Source organism: Anaerolineales bacterium (genome assembly GCA_015075725.1).
In the GTDB taxonomy this organism is placed as follows: Bacteria; Chloroflexota; Anaerolineae; order Anaerolineales; family Villigracilaceae; genus Villigracilis.
In genome coordinates this window covers 306,294-330,450 of sequence record JABTTV010000001.1, presented here as the reverse complement: position 1 = coordinate 330,450, position 24,157 = coordinate 306,294, and the positions used below count along the sequence as shown (strand labels likewise).

Here is a 24,157-nt window from a genome sequence, read left to right as displayed (position 1 = left end):
TCAAAACAGCCCCCATGCCGATAAGAACGATGTTGCCGATATCCGAATCGCCCAAAAAGATCGCCGCAATCGCGATCGGGATGATCCCGATCACGGAAATTATGCCGCCCACCAATAAAGCATAGAAAGACGGTTTCAAAAGGTCCTTATCCTTGAACGCCATACTCCAGGCTTGTTTCAGGAAAGACCAGCCGCGCGAAAAACTTTGCATGATACATTCTCCTTTCGAGGATATGGCTCGATTATAGCAAATCGATCGGGTCGGCTTCGATCCGCCACTCATTGAATCTCGCCCCCTTTAAGACGGCTGTCGGATCAGGTCCGCGTAAAACGATCTGCCAGCGATGCTCGCCGTTTTCCTTTGCAAAGAAACATGGAACGGGACCGACCATCTCCGTTTGACGAAACCCTTCCGCCTCCAACTTGACCTTGAGTTTGTCCGCCATCTTCACGGCTTCCTCCTTCGCCTTGTCATTGTTCACATTTCGATATTCCAACCGGACCAGTTTTGCGAAAGGCGGGTATCCAAGTTTACGGCGATATTCCAGCTCGCGCGCATAGAATCCGTTCACGTCGTGGTCTGCGGCGAATTGAAGGGAATAATGATCGGGGTTGAATGTCTGCATGATCACCCTGCCTCCGCGCGATGACCGTCCCGCCCGCCCGGCGACTTGAGTCAGAGTTTGGAACACTTTTTCATTGGCAAACGGATCCGGCAGGTTCAAGCCGACGTCCGCCAGAACGACCCCGACCAAAGTGACCAGCGGCAGGTCAAGCCCTTTCGCCAGCATTTGCGTGCCGACCAGGACATCTGCCTGGTGATTCGCAAAGTGGGTCAGGATGATCTCATGCGCATCCTTCTGGCGGGTCGTATCCCAATCCCAACGTAATGTGCGCGCCCCGGGGTACATGGTTTTGACCTCCGCCTCGACGCGTTCGCTTCCCAATCCATATTCACGGATCTGGCTGCTTTTGCAGTTTGGGCAGGTCTTGGGTGTCTGTCGGGTGTAACCGCAGCGATGGCACAACAAGTTTTGACCGTTCGAACGATTCAACGTTTCAACATGCATCGTCAACGGCGTTTCGCAGTTGGGACATTTCAACACATAACCACAATCGCGGCAGAAAATATAAGTCGCTGATCCGCGCCGATTGAGATAGAGGATTGCCTGTTCGCCGCGTTCGATCACCTCCGCCAGCGACTCGCTCAAGGCGCGGGAGAAGATCCCGCGGTTGCCATTCTTCAACTCGTCGCGCATATCGACGATCTGCACAGGAGGGAGTGTCGAGTCGGTCACCCGGTTGGGAAGTTCGATGACTTGAATTCGTCCCTGCTCTCCCATGTATCGCTGCTCGACCTTTGGCGTCGCTGAACCCAGCACGCAGACTGCGCCGCAAAGCTTCGCATATTCCTGTGCGGCGGTCACTGCGTTGTAGCAGGGAGGCTCGGATTGATGATACGAACTGTCGTGGCATTCATCCACCACGATCAAACCGATATTTTGCAGTGGCGAAAAAAGCGCTGAACGCGGCCCGATGATGATATTGAGCTTTCCATCCCGGGCACGCCGCCAGGTATCGTAGCGTTCGCCTTCGGAGAGTTTCGAATGGACAAGCCCCACCTGTCCCGGAAAGCGCGAGATGAATCTCCGGACAGTTTGAGGCGTCAATGCGATTTCAGGAACGAGGATCAAAACCTGTTTGCCATGTCGGATCGCTTCCTCCGCCGCGCGCAGGTATATTTCCGTTTTGCCGGAACCCGTCACACCGTATAACAGATATTGGAGATCGGAGATCGGATGGTTCGTGATCGAGCCGATAATTCGATCTAATGCGAAACTCTGTTCATTGGAAAGGACCAGCGGCTCCCTATTCTCCAATTCTCCATTCTTTATTTTTATCAGCGGATCGCGAAAGATCTCGTTCTCGAACAGGCGGATCAATCCGCGCTCTTCGAGTTCCTGCAAATCGGCGAGGTTGCACCCGGTTTGAGCATAAACCCAGGATAGATTGATCGGCTCAGGTTGTTGGATTAGAAATCGCAGGGCAGATTCTCTTCGCACCTGGGTTTGTTTTGTGGACCCGAGCGAATCGATTTCCTTCCCTGCAGCTTCCGGCGTGACTGCGAGCTGGGCAACACGAATGTGCTTTGGTCTCACCCGCGGCGGGGGCAGGATGTTCCTTGAAGAAAGCACGCCCTTTTTCACAAGCAGGCCCGCAGTCTTACGCCAATCGACTTTGGCGAAGTGAGAGTCGATCTGCCGTCCGCGGAGTGATCCGCGCTCGCGGAGCAAATCGATGAGGCGGGTTGTGATCCTGGAGGATCGTTCTTCGTAATTGATAATCCGTAATTCGTAAAGAACGTCCGCTTGTTGTGATAACCCCACCGGAATCATCATGCCGATGATGGCGGACAAAGGATTCAGCGTAGAATCAGTCAGCCGCATGGCAAGATTCAACAACGGAGGAGTCAGAAGCGGGGCAGGGTGGAGCAGGTCGAGGAGTAGTTTGGGATTCTCTATGGAGGAAGATTCGGTCAACTCGACGACGATGCCCTGCACGGTTTGATTCCCGAACGGGGCTGTGACAAGACATCCCGCCCGAATTTGCGGGACGAGTTTCGATGGAATGGTGTAATCGAATATTCCGGAAATTGCGGGGATGTTTACGGCAAGGCGGGCGAACATGCCTTGATTATATCTTTTTCAAAATGGCGGCCGCGCCATAACCGACAACGGAGGAATGATCGCCGGTGACATCGCCCGATGTGGCATAGTTGAGTATTTGGACTTCGTTTGCGCCGAGCTTGATCGCCGCCCATTGCACCGCAGCGACGGCGGCGTGACCGCAGGCAAATCCTTTTTCCTGACGTTCCGCTTCGAAGATCGTTTCGGGTTCGAGGGACGCGAAGCGCTTGAGCATTTCCCGATCGAGCTGGTTTGCAATTTTTTGATCGTAAAAGTGTGAAAGATCCGTGGAAGCGACCAGGACGGCGTTTTTATTTTGAAGGGTTTTCCACAACGCGTCGCCGAGTTTTTCAGCCACCTCCTTTTCCTGCGCTCGGATCATGACCGGCAGGAGTTTGAATCCCTGCTCGAAGACGCGTTGCAGGAAGGGCAGTTCGATCTCCAATGAATGTTCCGGGTCGTTGGCGATGGGCGTGATGGGGATATTTATATGGGATTGAAGTTCTTCAACCGCTGTGAAATCAACTTCGATATTACCAAGCGGCGTGGAATATGCCCGGTGTTTTGTGGTTAGGAGCGGGCGCGGGTCGTAGTTGTGATATGGCGAGATGACCGCGATGAGTTCGGGATTTGATCCTTGCAGGGCGGCAAAAGCATGCGCGGCGACCGCGCCGGAATAGCGATGCCCGGCATGGGGGGCAATGACGGCAATTACCTGTCCGTCAAGTTCAGGAAGTTCTGCGCCGTCGAGAAATTCGTCGATGCTGGCGGCAAGCGTTTTGGAATTGGCGGAGTACCACGTCCCGGCAATCGGGGAGGGGCGAAGGTCGAGCGCGTTCATGTGTTCATTGTAGCACTTTTGAAATGAAAAATCCCCGCGAACGCTTCGCGGGGATTTGGATTAATTATTTCTTACGGGATGTAGTAGGTCGCAATGGCGTTATCGATGATGTCGAGCACGGACTGGTCGGCGCCGTTCGACCACCAGGCCGTCCACATCAGCCAGGTGCGTTTGTCGTCTCCGCGCACCTCGAAGAAGGAAACCCCGGAGTAATTGCCGCCTCGGGATGTCCATTCGAAGCGTTCAGAACCGTCCTGCATGATCTGGTCGCTCGAAATGCGGATGTCGCCGTTGTTGGTTCCGGTGCTGCTGTAGTAGGTGTTCAAAATATCCAGGGCGACGGCCTGGCTGGTGGAATTGTTCACTGTCACGCCTGCATCCGCGAACATGACCAGGCTTTCGATCTTTGCTGATTCATCGGGGGAGGTGAAGGTGTCAGTGTATGCCTGTGTATCGGAGTAGATCGAATTGCCGTGATCGGTATGTTCATATGTCCAATCACCGGGCAGATCGAATCCCAGAAGGTTATTCTGGTCGACGAAGGTGACGATACCATTTGTGGATTGTTGCACTTCCTCTGTTGGCTGGGGTTCAGGTTCAGTTTCGACGGGCGGGTTGGTTGGAACCGGGGGCAGGGTGGGATTGGCCGTGGGTTGCGTGGAACCTCCGCACGCCAGGCTCACCGCCAACAACAAGGCGGCAAAGCCGATTAAAGTTCGAAATGATTTCATGGTGGTAATCTCCTGTTCACAAAAGTTGGTCAAAACGACGTTTGAAACCATATTTTACCCGCTAGATTATGGGATGCATAGGGAATGGTTAATGAGCACTTCAATTTCGGAGCTTTTTAGCCAAATAACACAACCTCTAAAACAAGAACAACCGCGCTTGGGCGGTTGTTCTGGCGTGGATAAAACTTATTTCGATGGTTTGCGGGGTCGTTTGATCTTTTCCGGCTGGGCAGGCTCTTGATGAACTGCTTCCACTTTGGGTTCTGGGAGAGGCGCAGGCTCGGGTTCGTTGATAAGAGGCGTTGCAGGGGAGGGACGGGGGTTGGATCCGCTATTCAACGCGGCGAAATATTCCTTGACGGCCAGGTCGTTATAGAAGATCAATGCCAGGATGCCGGCCACCATCGAAAAAATATTGCCCATCAAAAAGGTGAGGATCTCGAAAACCGCAATGGATGTGGATGGTTGAACCGGTTGAGGTTGTGCGCTCAATAACTTTGCGGCATACACGATTTCAAACACCCCAAGAATCGTTGGGAGGATCGTGATGGGCAGGCAGACCACGCCGATGATCGTGCCGAGCGCCGTTGCGGATGCGACGAAGCCCCAGAAAAGGTTGATGATTCCGCTTGTAAGGGTCATCAGGGCGATGGCGGTGACCAGCCCGGGTTTTTGTACTGTTTGGTTTGTGTTCATTCATTACTCCTTGAAATTGACCTGCAGGATATAACGATTGGACACTAATTTGGTTGCAGGAGATCAAGGCTGTTGGAAGGTGAGCAATATCGCGCCGGGATATTCCACGCCATTGGGGTCTGTGCAGACAGGCGGGCTGATATCGGGGACGAATGCACCGCCGGTAACGATGCGGATGTTATACACTGCATCCGCCTCCATGACGAAGTCCGCGTATCCGTTTCCCAACTCCGGTTTGAAGCCTGTGAAGAATCGGTCTTCTCCCTCGTTCCAGGTGACGACGATCTCGACACCGGGAACCTGATCGCGGCGTGAATCCATGAAGATGAATTGCATCAGTTTCGATATGCCCGGGTCACAAACGGTTTCCTGGGACGCAAGAGCGAAAGGAGTGCCCGGTCCCGGTGTGGGTGTGAACGTGGGACGCGGGGTGAGAGTGTCCTGCGCAAGCGGAGTCAACGGGGTTTGTTCGAAGAGAATGGTTGGAAGCGGCGTGAAGGTAATTTCGTCTTCATCCACTTGTTGTGCATTTGTTGCAGTCGGCGTGTTTTGAGGTGAGTCGGGAGTATTAAATGATGGAATAGGAGTGGAAGTGAACGGCTCGCTCACAAATCCCTGTTGGAGGTCGGTGGCTAACTGAGCAAGCGGGCGGACTTTCTCAAAAGGTTCTCCCTGTGCGAGCATGCGCTGTGCCTGCGCGCTGAGTTCGGCAACCGGGTCTGCATCACCGAGAAGACTCAATCGCGCCTGCGCCCGCGCAAGATCCTGGTTTGCGGCGTAGGATGCAGCGATGACGGTTCGGTATTGGTCTTTGAAATCTGCGCGGAGTAACGCGGGAGTGGCGTCCACATAGGTGACGGGTGAAAGAAACCACGAGTATGCCAGACCAAGCCCAAATCCGGCAAGAAGCGCGAGGATGGTCTGCAGGATTGTATTCCGGGGAAGATGGGTCATGGCGCTTTAATTGAGCCGGGTTGATAGGTTTGCATGGCGGTTAAAAGATTTTGCAGAGCCTGGATCTCATCCTGTGTAAAAGCATTCCGGCTCGCGTATTCCAGGGCAGAAGCAACGAACGATGCGGGTGAATCGCTTCCCAACAATGCGAGCCGCCGCGCAGCAGCATCGGGATCGAAATCGTTTTGATAGGCTTCCGCCGTCATCAATACATAATCGACGCGATAATCTTCTCGAAGAAGGTCCGGAGTAACGTCGGTGAATTGAACCGGATCGATGACCCAGCCATAGACAATACCTAGCGCTATGCCGATAACGAGAACGACGAAAATCGTTATTAATTTCGAGGAGGACATGAATGGATTATACCTTTCGGATATATTTTCCCTCACGAGCATATATAAAAAAATATCCGGGCAGGAGACCGGCGGCACCCGAAGACTCTTCCTTACCGTTGCTATCTTTCGATCCTGGCGGAGTTCGAAAGGTTTCGCCGCGCCGGGCCTGCCCGGACGGTGCAAGCATACCCGATGAGGTGGAAGAGTGTCAAATTACAGCCTATTGGTCTCGACGAACCTGAGAAATAGATCCACCAGTTCAGGGTCGAAAAGAAGGTTTGAGTTTTCCCGCAGGTAATCGATCACCTGATCGCGCGGCAGTTTTTTGCGGTACGGTCTGTCGCTTCGCAGCGCGTCCCAGACGTCGACGATCGCAAAGAGCCGCGCCGAAAGCGGGATCTTTTTCCCGGAGAGCCCGTGCGGGTACCCTGAGCCGTTCCAGCGTTCATGATGATAGAAGGGGATTTCAAGGGCGGGACGAAGGTACTCGATGGGTGAGAGCATCTCGTAGGCATAAATGGGATGGCGGCGCATGGTCTCCCATTCCGCTTCATTGAGAGGTCCGGGTTTTTGAAGAATCTCATCCGGGATTGCGATCTTGCCCATATCATGCAGGAGTGCGCCGCGCCGGATGTGGGAGAGTTCCTCCTCACTGAATCCGAGCTGGCGCGCGACTTTGAGTGTGATCTCTGTGACCCGCTGAGTATGTCCCTCGGTTTCGCGGTCGCGCAGGTCGAGCGCGCGGACCCAGCCTTCGATTGTCCTCTCGTAGGCTTCGCTCAGTTGATTGTGGGCGGATTGCAGCGCCTCTTCAGCGTGTTTCCGTTCTGTGATGTCGCGGGAGGCGGATTGAATCTCCACTGCCCGTTTTGTGACGGGATCGAGAATCGCGCGGGCAGAGGTCTCGAGCCACACGAAGGTGCCTTTTTTGTGTCGTGCGCGAAAAGCTACCGTGTAAGGAGAATCTCCGGGGTTTTGTTCGAACAATTCCCTGATCGATGCGTGGTCTTCTTCATGGATCAGGTCGAAGATTTTCATCCCCTTGAGTTCGTTGGGAAGGTAACCCAGAATGGTTTTACAGGCTGGAGAAACATAGAACAGTTCGCCGATGGTGGTGAGTCGTGCGATCATATCGGTGGCGTTCTCAGCGAGGAGACGGAACTGCGCTTCGCTTTCGGTCAGGGCGTTTTGTATCCGTATGCGGTCTGCCCGCGCCTTCCAATGGGCGATCGCGTTTCTTGCGGCGTGGGGCATGTCCAGCATGGATTCGGGGGATTTCACCACATAATCCAGCGCGCCGGACTTCAGCGCTTCCACAGCGATGCGTTCATTGCCGTAACTGGTCATCAGGATGATGGGTGTGGCGAGGGGATCGCGCGTGTTCGGAAGCAGTTCCATGCTTTCCCCGTCCGGGAGCCGCCAGTCCGCAATGATCAGATTCGGTTGATGAACGCGTAGATATTCCCTCGCCTCCGAAAGGGAACGGACGCGATGGATTTGAAACTCGGAAGTTTGGTCTTCGAAGGCGCGTTGGATCAGTTCGGCATGCGGGTCTTCGTCTTCAACCAGGAGGATTTGCAGTGTCTCGTTCGCCATGACAATGGGACTATCGCATCCGTTTATTCCAGCCCAGCCAATAACCGCCCAGATCGTTCATCAGATTGCTGAATTCTTCATATCCCACAGGTTTGACGAGGTAACTGTTGACATAGTTATCGTAGGCTTGCATGACATCTTTTTCCGCCTCGGAAGTGGTCAGAATGACCACGGGAATGTTGCGGAGTTCTTCCCCTTCCTTGATCACGCGCAGGACTTCCAGTCCGTCCACCCGGGGGAGGCGCAGGTCCAGGAGAATGATATACGGGCGGGGGCTGTTATCGGGGTCGCTGTAGGATTTGCGGCGCAGGAGGTAATCGAGGGCGGATTCCCCGTCGGAGATATGAAGAATCTTGGTCGGGATGGGATGATTCTCCATCGTCCGAATCACAAGCTCCGCGTGATCCGCGTTGTCTTCGACCAGCATGACCAAAATCGGCTCACCAATCATACTCTCTCCTGTTACTCGACATATTGTAAACGATTTGACAATTTAGAAGGCGGGTTCAAACGGTAATTTTATTCGCTCTCCGAAGAATCGTTCGTTTCAGTTTCCGATAAGAATGAACACAACCACGCATGGTCGGTTTTATTCAAGGGATCGCATCCTTCCATTGGTTTCGTCGCAGGATCTCTGTCCGGCGTTTTCGATGAACCTGATTGCGGGACGTGATATAATTTCGCCGTTCACCAATAGACAATCCCCCGCCGGAGGAGACATTTATGGAAATCACCACTCAGGAATTCAAGCATTGTGATCTATTTGTTGTCAAAGGACGGGTTGACAGCGCAACAGCGCCCCAATTCGCCAAAGCACTCGAGAAAGCCACTGACAATGGCCGCTTTAAGATCGCCCTCGATATGAAAGAGTTGGAGTATATGTCCAGCGCCGGTTTCCGTGCTCTGCTCGCCACCCAGAGAAATTGCAAACGATACAACCGCGGTGAAGTGGTGCTCGTCCGCGTCCCTGACCGCATCCGTGAAGCGTTGGAACTGGCGGGATTCACTGAACTCTTCAAAACCTTCGATGATCCCGTGACCGCTGTGGGAAGTTTCTGATACAGGGGCGCACTGAACCATGCGATGCCGTCTCGTACGATTCAGAGGCGGCATGTCATTTCTTTATGCCAGCATCCATATTCCCGGCCAGGTTCGAATTTCTGGATGAGATCCGCGACATGGTCGCCGAGGTCGCACGCGGTGGAGGATTCTCGGAGAAGTCCATTTACTCCCTGCAGCTTGCCGCCGATGAAGCTGCATCTAACATCATCGAACATGCCTATGAAGGCGAATCCGACGCCTCGCTATTCATGACCTGCGATATGAAGGGCGATCAAATCGTCATTACAATGCGCGACACAGGCAAATCCTTCAATCCCTCTTCGGTGAAAGAACCCAATCTCAAGGCCGACCTGTCTGAACGCCAGATCGGCGGGCTGGGGGTATATTTGATGCGGAAATTGATGGACACCGTTTATTACGAATCTTCGAGGTCTGGCAATCTGTTGACCATGACCAAACGAAGGGAGTGATGCGTGTGGGCCGCAACCCGATCTTCATGGGATTGGCTTCAACTCGCCAACCTCGGCGGACAGCTACGCAGCGGGACCTCCCTCGGCGCACAATGCGACCGGATCGTCGAGATGGCGGGTCGTTTGATCGCAGGCCAGGTGAATGTCTGGATCCGGGAGGAGATCTTTCGCCTTCCTGACTGGCAGGAGGGTCGATTGTTCCCGTCCCAGCCCTCGCTCGAGGGGATGAAGCGGGCGATCAAAACCGGAAAGCTGGTCAAAAAAAACGGGGGAGGAAAATCCGCCGCCGCACGCCAGACTTTTGCCTCGGTCCCGCTCGGGGATCAGGGGGTTACGCTGGGAGCGCTTCAGATCACCCGCCCCAAGGGACCTGAATTTTCAAAAGACGAATTAAACCTGCTGCAAGGTTTGGGACAGATCGTCTCAGTGAATCTTTTCGCTTCGCACCGCGCTGAAGTGGAACAGTTTCGCCTGCGTCAATTGAATCTTGTCCGCGAGGTCAGCGCAAAGATCGCCAACGTGCTCGATGTGGATGAACTTTCCGCCCAGGTGACCAAGTTGATCCAGGAAACCTTCAATTTTTATTACGTCGCCTTCTTCACTCTCAAACCGAACGATACAAAATTGAAATTCCGCGCCAGCGCCGTCGCTCCGCGCAAGGGCAGGCGCAAAGCGTCGATCGCCCTCGAAGTGGAGGTAGGTCAGGGGCTCATCGGCGAAGCCGCGCGCACAGGGACTGAGATCGTCTGCGATAACGTCCAGGCCGACAGGCGTTTCCGCTTCATCGACAGCCTGCCGGAAACAAAATCCGAGGTCGTCATTCCGCTCAAGATCGAAGACCGTGTGCTTGGCGCTCTGGATGTGCAAAGCAACCAGCTCAATGCATTCCATCCCATCGATCTGCTCATTCTGCGTACCCTGGCGGATAACATCGCCCGCGCCGTGGACGGCGCAAAGCTATACAGCGACCTGCGCCGCCGCGCCAATCAATTGACTCTCGTTTCCGAAGTCAGTAAGAGCGTCACTTCCACTCTTGAACTTTCGCAATTGATGCGCGATGCGGCAAATCTTATCCACGAAAAATTCGGCTATCCTCATGTTTCACTTTTCACCGTCCACCCGAACCGCCGTTTGATCATGTATGAAGCCGGGAGCGGCAAACGGAGCAAACATCTCGAAGGTTTTACCATTCCGCTCGATGGTGAAATAGGCATCATGCCCTGGGTGGGGCGGAATGGAAAGACCGCCCTTGCCAACGACGTATCCAAGGACGAGCGTTATGTGCACTCGCCGCTGCCGCCGAGGAATACAAAATCCGAACTGTGCGTCCCTTTGATTTTCAACGATCAGGTGATGGGCTTGCTCGATATTCAATCGGATAAGCTGAATGCGTTCACCGAAGACGACCGCGTGATGTTCGAAGCCGTGGCGGATACGATGGCAGCCGCGATCCGCAACGCGGACCTCTACCGTTCCGAGCAATGGCGGCGGCAGGTGGCAGATAGTCTGCGCGAAGTGGCGGGGCTTGTTTCCAGCAATGCCGGTTTGGACGAAGTACTCGGAATGATCCTTGTTGAATTGGACCGCAACCTGCCTGTGGATATTTCGTCCATCTGGCTTTTGCAGGAAGGGGAGTTATGTCTTTCTGCCGTGCACGGCATCGACGGAAACCAGCTTGAACGCATGTGCATTGCCAATCCCGAATCGGCTTTTGCGATGGTGGAGGCTATTGAATCTGACCTTCCGTTGATCCGCCGCCCGGAAGACCCAATGGGATTGACCGGTCTAACCGCCGGCTTCGACACGGATTACTCCTCCATTGTGGCGCCGCTTCGGGTGGGCGACCGCCCGCTTGGCGTGTTGACTCTGGCGCATCACACATCGGGACGTTACGGACATGAAGCGCGCGCCATTGCCAGCACCTTTGCGAATTATGCGGCGGTTGCCATCGAGAATACCCGTCTGTTCGATTCGGCGCAGGAGCAGGCGTACGCCTCGGCGGCATTGCTGCAAGTGGCGCAGGCGGTCGTCAGCCCCGGCGAATTGGATGAGATCCTCAGTTCGATCATCCGTATCATGCCGATCCTTGTCGGTGTCAAGCGCGTCGTGTTGTACCGCATCGATATGGAATATCAGACTTTACAGGCTTCGCAGGAATATGGTCTCTCTGAAGAGGAAGAGACTTTACTTACGGAAAAAAGGCTTCCGCTTGCGGAGTTTCCCTTTGTGGTCTGGGCATTGGAACGGAACTCCCTGGTTACGCATCCGCTCGAGCCTGGGGCGGAGCCGAAGGATTGGCTGGAGATTCAACCCGCGGCGGGGCGCGAGGCGGATACGGTCAATGCAGACCGGTTGTTGATCGCCGTCCCGCTGACCATCAAGAACGATATCTTCGGCGTGATGTTGATCGAAGAGGACGAGAATGCGCGCCGGTTCCGTTTGCGGCGGCTCGAGATCATCAACGGGATCGCGCAGCAGGCTGCGCTTGCGATTCAAAATGATTTGCTTCAGCAGGAAATGGTGGTGCGCGAACGGCTCGAAACGGAAGTGCAGCTGGCCCGCCAGATCCAGCAGACATTCATCCCAAGCGTTTTGCCGACCCATCCAAATTGGCAGATCGCGGCACGCTGGCGCACTGCGCGGCAGGTGGGCGGCGATTTCTACGATGTGATCGACCTGCCGAATGACAAACTTGGAATCTTCATTGCGGATGTGGCGGATAAGGGCATGCCTGCCGCCTTGTTCATGGCGTTGACGCGCACCCTCATCCGCGCAGCGGTGACGGAGACATCATCGCCTGCGGAAGCCTTGCGCCGCGTGAATGATTCTCTTCTGCCCGATACGCATCAAGGCATGTTCATCACTGCCGTGTACGGTGAATTGGATCTGAAAGCCGGGACCTTTACCTATGTGAATGCAGGGCACAATCCTCCATTCTGGGTGAAGACCGACGGGGGATTGGAAAAATTGACCCGCACCTCGATTGCTCTCGGCGTAGTGGAACAGCCGGTGATCGAGGAAAAAACCCTGGCGTTTTCTGCAGGCGATATTTTGTTGTTGTATACCGATGGACTCACCGAGGCGTTTTCTCCAGGCGGCGACTTATTTGGTGAAGTACGCCTGTTGGACGTGATCGCGTCGCTAACGGTTGACACCGCCGAGGAGGTCATTCGATCCATCGAAGAATGCCTCAATGAATTTGTCGACCCGCTTCCGTTGAGTGATGATTTGACAATGATGGCGATTCGGATGGTTGCGTAAATCATTTAGATCAGATCATCTTTATAATCGAGCGTAATTGTCATAGCATTAATTCGGATATCGAGGGAATTTTCATGCTTATCGGCAGGTATAATCCCAACTCATGATATATAAGTTTCAGAAAGCAGGCTCCGAATGACCGGTATTTTTATTTCCTATTCGCGAAAAGACTCTAAGGTCGCGCATACGTTGATGAACTCCTTCAGATCGATCGAGTTGGACGTCTGGGTGGATTGGGAGGATATCCCGCCTGCTGTGGGGTGGTTGGACCAGATCCTGCAGGGCATCGAACAGGCTGACGCATTCATTTTTCTCGTCAGCCCGGATTCGGTCGCTTCGGAAGTCTGCAACGTGGAATTGGAACATGCGCACAAGAATGCAAAACGCATCATCCCGATCGTGGTACGGGATGTGGACCCAAAGTCCACCCGTGATGTCATTCGCAACCTGAACTGGATCTTCATGCGGGAGAACGAGGATTTTGCCGCCGGTTTGGAAAAAGTGAAGGTGGCGATCAATCTCGATCTGGATTGGCTCCAGGAACACCGCCGTCTGCAAGTCCGCGCTCTGGAATGGGATCGTAAAAAAGATCCCAGCCTGCTTTTACGCGGCGGCGATCTGCGCAATACCTCGCGGATGATCTTTACGAAAGAGGGCAAAGACCCGGCTCCGTCCGAATTGCAAAGGCAATATGTCCAGTTTAGCCGGAGGAGCGAACGGGTACGTACGGTTACCTGGATCTCAGCTGCGCTGGCCATTTTAATCATGCTTGTTCTTTCCCTGTTTGCTTTGAACCAGCGGCAGGTTGCGCTGGCAAACGCCGACGAAGCTCAAAATCAACGCGCAATTGCCGAAAGCAATCAGAAGACCGCCGAGAGCAATGCGCGCGCCGCCCTGATCGCAAAAGCCGCTGCGGACAAGAACGCGGCGATCGCCAATGCACAACGAAGCGCCGCGCGCGCCCAGATCTATCAATCGAGAACCGGGGGATTGTTCACCAGCACCCTGCTTGCCGTCGATTCATTTCAGAGGATTCCGTCTTTTGAGGCGGAGGAAATTCTCCGTGAAAACATCAGTCTGCTGCCGGTGCCTGTGAAAGACATAAGGCATGAGGGTTCGATCCTTGCGATTAAAGTCAGCCCCGGAGGGGATACGTTTGTTACCGCCAGCGATGACGGCACAGCCTGTCTGGTGCGCTTCGAGAGCGGGGAAAGCCTCTTTTGCTCGACCAGTTCCGGGTCCGTTTTGGATGCGGCATTCGGTCCCGATGGGAAGGTTCTGGTCACAAGCGCATCCTCAGGGCAAGTTCTGGTCCTGGATGCAGAATCGGGTGAGGTGCTTAAGGAACTTAATTATGGCGTCCCGGTCTTCAGCGTGAATATCAGCCCGGATGGCGAATTGCTTGCCCTTGCCCGTGACGATGCGCGCATCTCCCTGGTCAAAATGTCATCCTATGAATTTGCAGGTGAATTCTCAGTCTTTGGCAGTTTGAGCGTGACGGCGTTCAGCCCCGATGGAAATCTCTTTGCGGCAGGGTCAGACGCGGGCGCGGTCACATTTTGGGATCTGAAGTCGAGAGAGATAATTACCGGTGGGGCGCATTCCGGCGAAGTGCGCGACCTCACGTTCAGCCCGGATGGTTTTGCGTTGCTATCGGGCGGCACGGATAATTGCGCCGTGCTGACCAGCCCGTCCACAGGCGAACAGATGTTGAAAGTCCTTGCCGAGGATTGGGTAGAGGATGTGGAATTCAGCCCGGATGGCAGCTGGTTCGTCACAGCATCGAACGATTTCCGCATCCGCGTTTGGGATGCGGAAACGGGCGAGGAGCGATTGCGACTACTACAAGACAGCATCGTCAACGATGTCAAAATAAGCCCGGACGGATTGTGGATCGCCTCCACCGGATCGGATCGCACCGTGCGGGTCTGGAGCGCGGCGGACGGCGCTGAGATGTTCCAAATTCCCCTCGTAGGGGAGGGAATTGTTTTGGAGTTCAGCGGTGACGGTTCGTATCTTGTCGCCGGGGACGAGCTCGGTCATGTATCCTTGTGGGATATTTCCACCATCAAATCGAATACACGTTATGTGAGATTCGATGAATTTATCGAAAGAGTGGAAATGAGCCCGCAAGGGGATTGGTTCTCCGCTTCGACCGGGGGCCAGGTCTGGTTGCTCGACCCCGAAAATTTCCCCCAGCCGACGGATCCGCCCACCGACCCGCTGATCGATTTCTTCGACGACGATGTTTGGGAAATGGTGATGGACCCGGCGGGGAAAATGTTGGCTGTCTCGACCGCGGAGGGACACGTCGTCACGATCGCGATTCCTTCAGGCAGGGCGGGAACTCTTATCGATAATGGTCCCTCTCAGAGCCTGGCTTTTTCCCCGGATGGCTCCTCCTTGTACCTGGGCAGTGAGGAAGGGCTTATCCAGACTCGCAGCATCGTATCAGGGAAGGATGGGCTCCTCTGGGAAGCTGATCAGCCTGTCTATGCCATTGCTGTTTCTTCCGCTAACCTTCTCGCCATCGGCATGGAGGATGTCATCGTGCTCTTCGACCCGGCTGCAAAATCTGTGATCGGCGAATTGGAATCGCCCGGCCTGAATCACTTGCTGGCGTTTCATCCCGACGGGAATCTTCTGGTTTCAAGTTCCTTATCGGGGACTATATCCTTTTGGCGTATGGAAGGGAACGAATTCAAGTTGCAAAATTCTGTGACGGGTCATCCCGCCGTTTCGATCTCGTTCACCCCCGATGGGCAGCGCCTGTTCCTTGGCGGGACCGACCGCGTTTTGATTTTCGATCCGCAGTCAGGCATGGAGGTTCATCGCATCCGTCAGAACGGTGATACAGTGGACATAGCCTTCTCCGCCGATGGAAAAACCCTGTACGCCGCTTCCATGCGAACATTGCGGTTTTTCGATATTTCTTCATTGACGGAGATCTCGGAAGCGAATATTGTAACTGTGGCTTGCAGCCGCCTTCTTCAAAACTTCAGCGCCGCGGAGTGGGCATCTTTCTTCGACGACGAGGAATACAGGCTGCTGTGTCCCTCTTTGCCTGTGCCGTAAGGAATGGATAATCCCCCTTTTCAATCGTTTCCGAATGAATCCGTAAACATTAATCCGTCAGTTTTGTCCGGATTTTCACCAAGCCGATGTATGCCATGACCTCGGGGGGACTTGTAATCGGAGGGTGAATGCTATAGTATTTTGAAATATAGAAAGTCCAAGGAATTGATTTATCGGTTGGAATTCCGCTCTTGCATATCGCCCCACCATCTGTCGCTAAAACTTATCTATCGGTTCCGGACGAGACTCGGTTGATGACGAGTCTAAATGTTCTATTTCAGGCGCGCTTCATTCGATTAAGAATGATTCGGTTTGAATTTCCTAAAAGGAGACGGTTATGAAAAATCGTTCTTCACGCTGGGGATGTTTGCTGGGCGGACTTGGAATCCTGCTTCTGCTCCTCCTGCTCGGGGGAGCGTGGTGGCTGGTTGGCTCCCGATCCGCCGGGCTGGATCATGCTATTTCCTCTCCCATTATCTCGGTCATCACATCCCCGGCGGATGGCGATGAAGTGAGCGTTGGGGATTTCGTATCTGTGACGGTTCAATCCACCGCGCCGGATGCGCTGCAAAGCGTGGAACTTTTTCTCGACGGGCAATCCCTCGGCAAAGTCACGGACGCGCCCTCCACCGCCTCATGGACGTGGCAAGCCTGGCCTCTTGGAATCCATTCTTTCTACGCGCAGGCGATGGATGTCAAGGGTCAGGTCGGTTTTTCGCAGGTGGTGGTTCTCAACGTGCTGGCGGGCGATGGGTTGCTGAAGACCAATGCAAACGAGGGCCAAACATTGGGGCAGATCGGCGCGGGATACGGCGTCCCGCCGGATCAAATGGCGGCGGCGAATCCGGGTCTGGATCCAAACCAGCCTTTGCCGGGCGGGGATCCGGTGCAGATTCCGGTCGGGGGCGCGGGATCAGGGAACGGGTCCGGGAATGGAAGCGGACAGGGGGGACAGGTCTTCGACCCGATCTACACCGTCATCACATGGACCTTCAAACCCAAGGAACCGGTGGATAAATCATATTGCTACACGTCCACCGGGAACGGCGTTTGGATAAAGATGCCCAAACCCCCGTTCAGTTTTCTCGATGAATTCATTCCCTATATCCAGACCAAAGTGTCGTTCCCGATCAAAAAAAGCGTTATTCAAGCGCAATGTTGGGGTTGGATCGGTTCCGTGCTGAAATACCTGGGGCAGGGCGAGTCTCAATTCGATGTCTTGAAGCCTCCCAACGAAGTGAAGATAGACGGCGGCGGATTCATATTGACGGGCATCCCGAAAGTCCCGCCGATCAAGGAAGACCAGTTCCTCGAAGACGAGATCAAAGCCGTCCCGCCGCCTTTTCTGCTGCGCGAGCCGAAGGACAGCCAGGATTGCGAATCGCACGGCAACCTGATCATCACGCCTTATCTTTGCAATAATTTGCTGAATGCCAAGGTGAAGCAATACCTGATCCTCGAATGGGAGTGGGCGCCGAAGGTCTGCTGGCCCGGCTATTGCATTTGGTACGACAAAGTGGACGGTTATCGCGTCTATGAATACGACACGGCGACGTTCAGTAGAAAACTTCTGCGCGACATCGGTCCGCAGGGAAATAGAGTGGCGGCGGTGCCCCTGCCCTGGGGCGGGGGGAAGTGCTATCAGGTCGAAGCCTATGTGAACAAGCCCAGCGTCCTGCCTTCGGTCGCGGCCTGGTATTGCCCCGGCGATAATAAATATGCGACCAAGCTCACCCTGACCCAGGTCACCGATTGGCTGACGACTGAGGATGTGCTTCGCGACGGCTCGGATGAAGGCTGCGGGTATACCCAGGAACACATGCTGCACAGCGGCGGACCGGGGAGTCTGCCCGGCTTTGGGAGTCAGATTGGGGAGGTCTTCGTCGGCGCGGGAATCCACAAACAGGACGGCTCGATCGGCGTCTCTTACTGTTATATGGATGAGTATTATCAGGGCGGAATCAAATTCGCCAGCCCAACGCAGATCCCGTCCGGGTCGGTCATTCAAAAGGCAGTCTTGCGCTTCACGCCGGTCTGGCAGGCTTATCATCCCGGCGCGTCTGCCAGCCCCAAACCGAGTTCCTGTGTCATTTCTGTCGCCGGGGTGAATCAAAGCTGGAGCGGGATGGTGGATGCCGATCATTGGGTGAAAGGCGTTTTGCCCTATCAAGGCGTTAGCGTTTCGGTCAATCAATATACGTCTCCCCAGGCGGATGTCACTGCGATCGTGGAAAAATGGTTGAAGAATCCCTCCGGCAATCACGGGTTTGTCCTGCGCGGCTGGTTCCCCTCCCTTCCAGACACATCTTCGAACAAGACGAATAGTTCGTGGTGCGTCTCTGCATTGAGTAATTTTCAACTCGACATCTACTATTTTGCCCCTCCATAAGAAAGGAGGAGACCATGAGAGCAAAAAACATTTTCCTCACGATGGCGATCCTGATGCTGGGACTCGGTGGTTGTTCCCCGTCCGCTGATTCCTCCGATTTCATCGGACCCGATTCGCCCCAAGCCTGGTTCGATGCGCCCCTGCCCGGCACGGTCTTCTGGCCCCCCAACCCCTGCGCCATCGTCGCTCATGGCGCGTCGCCGAATGGCATCGCGGTTTTCGAACTGTTCATCAACGGGAATGCGGCATCCGTTCCCAGCCCAGAGACTTCGGCATCGCTTGTCACACTCACCCGCGACTGCGCCGTCACCGAACCTGGCACATACGCGCTTCAATTACGCGCGCAGGATAACTCTGGAGATTGGAGCGGATACGCCGAGACTTATTTCATCATCCCCGGCGCGGATGGGGAAGTTGCCCCGCCTCAACCCGTGGACCCGGTCCTGACTCTGACTCCCAGACCGACCCTTACACCCGTGCCTTCCGTGCCAGACGAACTCACCGTCACCGAAGTTTCGACTTGGGTGGTGTATGTCGGCGATTCATCGTGCGGACCGCAGGAGACAGTCGTCACCGCGCGCGCCACCGCCTCGAAGGGAATCGCAGCTGTGACGCTGTTCTACCAATTCAACGGCAGTGAGTTTCAAAGTGTCGGCATGAGCCCAATCGGTAATGACTTGTATCGCGGCACGATCAGCATGCCCGCGCTGTTTGGAAACTCGATCCCATTCGATTCTGCCATCATCGGCTATCAGGTCGTCGTTCAACAAAGCGACGGAGATACATCGCTGCGCACGCCGGTCAACCCGGATATCGAAGCGAAGGCTTGTGGCTCGTCCTCGGGCGGCAGTCCCGGCGGTCAAACCGATGCCTGTAACGCGTTCACCGACCAGCGGACTTGCACCGCCAATAATTGCAACTGGTGGCAGATCAACGACACCACGTTTGTATGCGTGAGCAAACCGTGACTATGCGATTCGTCGAGAAACTTGCGATTCCGGTAATAGTCATTGCGGGAGGGATGGCGTATCTTTCCGAACAGTTCGATATGCCGATCCTCATTCCGCTTGCCATCGGAATCTTCGGCGTCTTCGCCCTCCTGCTCGGCGGGGATACCCTCATCCAGGGACGGATTCAACTCTTCGACCGCCTGTACAGCCGCCGCGAATCCTATTCGGGACTCTCCGCCCGCCTATTGGGAGTCATCATCTTCCTCTTCGGCGCAGGCTTGATCGTCTTCGCCGTATGGGATTGGTTCACACCAGATAACGCGGGCGAACTTCTCGGCGAATTCGTGAAGAGCAAACGCGGCTTGGGCGTCTTCCTGATGGTCTTCGGATTCTTCACCCTGCTTTTCGGGCTGATCCGTTTAATAACCGGGAGCGCGCACAGCCCCGAAGAACGAAACGCTTGGACGGATCTTGGCTTTCGTTTACGCGGTCTGATCATTACGGTTGTTGGCATCCTCCTGTTGATTGCAGGCGGATGGCTGTTCGTTCAATAAGGAGAAAAATGAAAATCAAATCCCTTCTTTCGCTCGCTGTATTACTTGCATCCACCCTCGCGTGCGGATTGCCTTCCGCCGCTACTACCGAGCCAACGGTAATTGCCCTGCCACCGACACCTGATATTCCTTTCGCAGCGGCCCCGACTTCTCAACCTTCTCCTGCGCAATCAGATACGCCGCAATCGGTTTTCAATGTGAGTCTCCCTGCCTCAGACTGCTGGGTGGGGCCGAATGTTACCTTAACTGCCGGGCAGGTGATTAATATCACCGCTTCAGGAACGATTAACACATGGAATGAAAACCCGATCAGTTTCAACGACCCGAACGGACAGGCTCAGAATATCTGTGTCGAAGCGAATTGCCCCCTGCCGGGATCGGGATACGGTACCTTGGTTGGAAGGCTGGGAGATTTACAGCCATTCCGCGTGGGAACCGCGGTGGAGTTTACAGCCCAAAAAGACGGCGAGTTGTTCTTTACCGTAAACGATTGGGAATGCTCCGATAACAGCGGGACATTCGAACTGGTAGTTACAATCAAGTAATCCCTAAAATGAACAAGGAGAACTGAACAAAATGAAATCCCGAATTTCTATTTCAGTGGTCGTCCTTTTATTGTCTGCTCTGGCATGCGGCTTGCCCTCTGCGGCGCCCGCCGAACCGACTGTCAACGCCTTGCCGCCCACGCCGGATATCCCCTTCGCCGCCAGCCCGGCGGCGCAGAACCCGACTCAACTGGCAGGTTCTACTCAATTTTCGAACACCATCCGCGAGGAGTTCGACGGCAAACTTTCGCCCGGTATCGGCTGGACCTGGCTGAGGCAGGACGATGCCAACTGGTCGCTGACCGCGGCGCCTGGCTGGCTGAGAATCAATGTATCCACGAGCAGTTATCTAAGCGGGTTACCCGCCAATGTGTTGACGACATCCGCGCCGCAGGGTGATTTCGATATCCGTACCTCGTTGAAATTTTCGCCGTCGCAGAACTTTGAATTTGCCGGGTTGATCGTTTTATTCGATGAGAAGTCCCTTGTGCAAGCCGGGCGCGCTTTTTGCAATTTGGGAAACTGCCCCGGGGGTGGGTTTTACTTCGATAACTTGCAAAACAGCCTGCCCGTCGGCAGTAATTTTGGCGCGGCAAATTCCAGCGCTCAGAGCGTTCTACGGATCGCCCGTCAGGGAAATACTTACACAGCATACTATCAAACTGACGGTGTCAACTGGGTCCTGATCGGCAGTCATACTGTGGACCGCCAGCCCGTCTCGATCGGGTTGATTGCCGCCCAGGCACAAACCGCAGGGGCATACGCCGAGTTTGATTATTTGGAGATACAAACCCCTTGACAATAAATGAATTGAGATTTACCGGTAAGCTCACTGGTCAAACTATCCCGCAGGCAAAAAAACAGGTCACGTCTCAGACGTGACCTTCTCGTTTTTAGATCATTATCCTCATAGTGCCGTAGGGTTACTTAACAGGTCTTGCCAATATTATTTGACCACTGACGGTAGCGCATAGCTTGTCGTCGGTGGTCGAATTCCAATCTTTATGCCGGGGGGATTTTAGAACGATTTTGTTACATTCCAACCATCCTTCGCGGGGATAAGATAAATATGCGGAAGATAAGGGGTTAATTCCGCATGTGTGAAGGAGAAAGGCATGACCCCAAGAATTAGACGGCATATTGGGAGGAACGCGGGAATATTCCTCCTGATTTTGTTGACGGTTTTTCCAGCGAATCTATCGATTGCCCAGGGGGCGGGACCGTACACACGGGTATCCGTCAATTCGGGCGGCGAGGGGGCGAATGAGTTTTCAGGCCGCGGCGCGATCTCTGCCAATGGACGCTTTGTTGCCTTCGACTCGTCGGCGACGAATTTAACAGCCACCGACACGAACGGTTTTGGCGATGTCTTCCTAAGGGATTTGCAACTTGGCACGACGGTTCTCGTTTCCACAGCAGCGACCGGAGCGCAGGGGAATGAGGGCTCAGGTACGCCGGTCATTTCAGCAGACGGGCGCTTTGTGGCGTTTGAATCAGGCGCGACCAACCTGACATCATTGCCGGACACCAATGGTTTCACCGATATTTACGTCAAGGATATGCAGACAGGGATTGTGACTCGCGCATCGCTTTCTTCAACAGGTGCGGAGCCGAATAACGAATCGATGGTCCTTTCCATCTCGGGCGATGGGCGTTATGTGGTCTTTGATTCAGAGGCTGATAATCTTGTCCCTAACGATATGAACGGGCGCGGCGACATCTTCGTCCGCGATATGCAAACGAACACGACGATCGGCGTAACGGTGAGCGGGAATTCAGGCGGATACGATGGGAGCATTTCACTGGACGGCAATCATGTTGTGTTCAATTCCGGTTCCACCAACTTTGTCACAGACGATACCAACGACAGGGCGGATGTCTTCGTCTACTCGATGCTAACCGGGGAGATCGTACGCGCCTCGGTCAATTCGAGCGGCGTTCAGGGGGACTGGCCCTCGATCGAGCCTTCGATCTCCGGTGATGGACGGTATGTGGCTTTTTCCACAAGGTCGAATTATTTCACCACGGTCGATACATACGGTTATATCCAACTCTACATCCGCGATATGCAGGCTGGCGTCACAACATTGGCAACTTTTCAAGACGGCTATGCAATGGTGGGTGAAGCGGACGCTTCGGTAATCTCCGCCGACGGGAGGTATATCGCCTACAGTTTCGACGACAAAGGCGACGGAATGCCCAGACGCTGGATATACCTGCATGACCGCCTTACAGCCACAAATAAAGTGGTGGTGTCACCAGGAGCAGATGAAATGAATCCTGCGCTTCCGTCCATTTCTGGGGATGGGCGATACCTTGTCTTCGTTTCCAGTTCATCCAATCTTGTGCCGGGCGATACGAACAACACACGCGATGTATTTCTAAAAGACCTTCAATCTGCGCCCGATCCAAACCCGACGGTGATCTCGACCATGCACGGATGCCCGAACGGATGCATCAACGCGGCGGACCAGTTTGTTGATTTTCTTGTCGCCTTCTCCGAGCCGGTGACCGGGGTGGATGTCACCGATTTTGCGCTTTCCATCGGCGGCGGGATAATCGGGGCAGGGGTGACAACTGTCAGCGGGGCGGGAAGCGATTACATCGTGAGGGTGGATACAGGAACGGGCGACGGTACGATCCGGTTGGATGTCGTCGACGATGACAGCATCAAGGATTCTTCGATGAATCCGTTGAATGGCGGTTTCACTTCGGGTGCGGTGTATGTGGTGGATAAAAGCATCGTCGTAGCCATAAGTATTCAAAAACTCGATGCCAGCCCGACGGCGAACAATAGCATCCGGTATGCGGTCAATTTTTCAGAACCTGTTACCGGCGTGGATGCGTCCGATTTTATTTTCACAGCAACCGGCTCGCTTGCGGGCTTTTCGATCAGCGAAGTAAGCGGCGCTGAAGCCTCATACATTGTGACTGCGAATCCGGGCACAGGCGAGGGTACCCTGCGGCTCGACCTCGTGGATGATGATTCCATATTGGATGCATTTTCGATTCCGCTTGGAGGCTTGGGCGCGGGAAATGGGAATTTCACAACCGGGGATACTTACATCGTGGATCGGACTCCACCGACCGCGATCGCCATCCTGAAATTGGACCCGGATCCGACTGCGGCGGAAGCTGTTCACTTCAGCGTGATCTTTTCCGAACCTGTGAGATATATCGACGTCAGCCAATTTGCCATCAAAGCCAACGGACCGACCGGTGTTACGATCCCCGAGTTATCCATCAACGCCAGCACCGCGATAGTGACCGTCGGCACGGGGACGGGAAACGGCACCATTCAACTCGACGTCGTTGATAACGACAGCCTTTTCGATGCGGTTGGGAATCCGCTTGGCGGGGCGGGAGCAGGTAACGGGAATTTCGCCGGACCTTTTTATTCGATCAGCAAAAAGACCGCCGAGACGAAGACCGAGCGCCTTCGCTCGAACGGCAGGAATGACGGCTGGATTCTTGAATCAAATGAGACTAGCAATGTGGGAGGCACGAAGAATTCGAATGCGGATACTTTCAGGGTCGGCGACGACGGGCAGGATCGGCAGTATCGTTCCATTTTGCATTTCCCCACGCATCACCTTCCGGACAACGCCGTCATCACTCAAGCCATCCTCATGATAAAAGTGCAGGGTGTTGCGGGTACGGATCCGTTTCTCACGCACGGAAATTTGCTCGTCGATGTATGTTCCGGTCCTTATGGCTCCTGGGGTCCGTTCGGGGTCAACGCCTTGCAGGCATCCGACTTTCAGGATCCCGCCGGGTTGAGTTCGGCGGCGATCATTCAAAACAACCCGGTCGGAGGCTGGTATTGGGCGGTGATGAATCCGGCTGCGTTCTTATATATAAATAAGACCGGGGTGACCCAGATTCGCCTCGCCTTTCAATTGGACGATAACGATGACCTGGGTGTGGATTACCTGACGTTCTTCAGCGGCGATGCCGAAGACCAGGCGATCCGCCCGCATTTGCTGATCGATTATTACGTGCCGTGAT

General features: G+C 54.5%; 18 protein-coding genes and 1 other RNA gene. 10 read left to right on the top strand and 9 right to left on the bottom strand.

Annotated elements, in window-relative coordinates:
- Positions 1 to 242: 242 nt before the first annotated feature.
- The 9 genes from priA to HS100_01485 all read right to left on the bottom strand — a co-directional run bounded on the left by priA (position 243) and on the right by HS100_01485 (position 8,294).
- Positions 243 to 2,687, bottom strand: a complete 2,445-nt coding sequence (priA, locus tag HS100_01525; protein MBE7432574.1) for a primosomal protein N' — start codon at positions 2,685 to 2,687, stop codon at positions 243 to 245.
- Between the two features lie 7 nt (positions 2,688 to 2,694).
- Positions 2,695 to 3,528, bottom strand: a complete 834-nt coding sequence (gene amrB / locus HS100_01520; protein MBE7432573.1) for an AmmeMemoRadiSam system protein B — start codon at positions 3,526 to 3,528, stop codon at positions 2,695 to 2,697.
- A 71-nt stretch (positions 3,529 to 3,599) separates the two neighbouring features.
- Positions 3,600 to 4,259, bottom strand: a complete 660-nt coding sequence (locus HS100_01515; protein ID MBE7432572.1) for a hypothetical protein — start codon at positions 4,257 to 4,259, stop codon at positions 3,600 to 3,602.
- Between the two features lie 186 nt (positions 4,260 to 4,445).
- A complete protein-coding gene (locus HS100_01510; protein ID MBE7432571.1) occupies positions 4,446 to 4,955 on the bottom strand; it encodes a hypothetical protein in 510 nt (169 codons plus the stop codon).
- Between the two features lie 63 nt (positions 4,956 to 5,018).
- Positions 5,019 to 5,909, bottom strand: a complete 891-nt coding sequence (locus HS100_01505) for a hypothetical protein (GenBank protein ID MBE7432570.1) — start codon at positions 5,907 to 5,909, stop codon at positions 5,019 to 5,021.
- Complete coding sequence (locus tag HS100_01500) at positions 5,906 to 6,265, bottom strand: hypothetical protein (protein MBE7432569.1); 360 nt, start codon at positions 6,263 to 6,265, stop codon at positions 5,906 to 5,908. The genes HS100_01505 and HS100_01500 overlap by 4 nt, the downstream gene beginning before the upstream one ends.
- A 55-nt stretch (positions 6,266 to 6,320) precedes the next feature.
- Positions 6,321 to 6,419, bottom strand: an RNA gene (gene ffs / locus HS100_01495) — signal recognition particle sRNA small type.
- Positions 6,420 to 6,460: 41 nt separating this feature from the next.
- Positions 6,461 to 7,843, bottom strand: coding sequence for a PAS domain S-box protein (locus tag HS100_01490; GenBank protein ID MBE7432568.1), 1,383 nt, complete (start codon positions 7,841 to 7,843; stop codon positions 6,461 to 6,463).
- Between the two features lie 10 nt (positions 7,844 to 7,853).
- Positions 7,854 to 8,294, bottom strand: a complete 441-nt coding sequence (locus HS100_01485; protein ID MBE7432567.1) for a response regulator — start codon at positions 8,292 to 8,294, stop codon at positions 7,854 to 7,856.
- Between the two features lie 272 nt (positions 8,295 to 8,566).
- Here HS100_01485 and HS100_01480 point away from each other — a divergent pair, with 272 nt between their 5' ends.
- The 10 genes from HS100_01480 (at position 8,567) to HS100_01435 (ending at position 24,156) form a co-directional block, all read left to right on the top strand.
- Positions 8,567 to 8,902, top strand: coding sequence for an STAS domain-containing protein (locus HS100_01480; protein ID MBE7432566.1), 336 nt, complete (start codon positions 8,567 to 8,569; stop codon positions 8,900 to 8,902).
- 65 nt (positions 8,903 to 8,967) lie between these two features.
- Entirely contained in the window at positions 8,968 to 9,375 is a 408-nt protein-coding gene (locus HS100_01475; protein MBE7432565.1) for an ATP-binding protein, read from the top strand.
- A 3-nt stretch (positions 9,376 to 9,378) separates the two neighbouring features.
- Positions 9,379 to 12,636, top strand: coding sequence for a GAF domain-containing protein (locus HS100_01470; protein ID MBE7432564.1), 3,258 nt, complete (start codon positions 9,379 to 9,381; stop codon positions 12,634 to 12,636).
- Between the two features lie 135 nt (positions 12,637 to 12,771).
- Complete coding sequence (locus HS100_01465) at positions 12,772 to 15,711, top strand: TIR domain-containing protein (protein MBE7432563.1); 2,940 nt, start codon at positions 12,772 to 12,774, stop codon at positions 15,709 to 15,711.
- 337 nt (positions 15,712 to 16,048) lie between these two features.
- Positions 16,049 to 18,100, top strand: a complete 2,052-nt coding sequence (locus tag HS100_01460; protein ID MBE7432562.1) for an Ig-like domain-containing protein — start codon at positions 16,049 to 16,051, stop codon at positions 18,098 to 18,100.
- A 14-nt stretch (positions 18,101 to 18,114) separates the two neighbouring features.
- Positions 18,115 to 19,068 (top strand): hypothetical protein, encoded by a 954-nt coding sequence (locus tag HS100_01455; protein ID MBE7432561.1) that lies wholly within the window; start codon positions 18,115 to 18,117, stop codon positions 19,066 to 19,068.
- On the top strand, positions 19,065 to 19,604 hold the full coding sequence (locus HS100_01450; GenBank protein MBE7432560.1) for a hypothetical protein: 540 nt from the start codon (positions 19,065 to 19,067) through the stop codon (positions 19,602 to 19,604). The genes HS100_01455 and HS100_01450 overlap by 4 nt, the downstream gene beginning before the upstream one ends.
- A gap of 8 nt (positions 19,605 to 19,612) precedes the next feature.
- On the top strand, positions 19,613 to 20,149 hold the full coding sequence (locus HS100_01445; protein MBE7432559.1) for a hypothetical protein: 537 nt from the start codon (positions 19,613 to 19,615) through the stop codon (positions 20,147 to 20,149).
- A gap of 31 nt (positions 20,150 to 20,180) precedes the next feature.
- A complete protein-coding gene (locus tag HS100_01440) occupies positions 20,181 to 20,948 on the top strand; it encodes a DUF1349 domain-containing protein (GenBank protein ID MBE7432558.1) in 768 nt (255 codons plus the stop codon).
- 316 nt (positions 20,949 to 21,264) lie between these two features.
- Complete coding sequence (locus HS100_01435; GenBank protein MBE7432557.1) at positions 21,265 to 24,156, top strand: PD40 domain-containing protein; 2,892 nt, start codon at positions 21,265 to 21,267, stop codon at positions 24,154 to 24,156.
- Position 24,157: the final 1 nt, after the last annotated feature.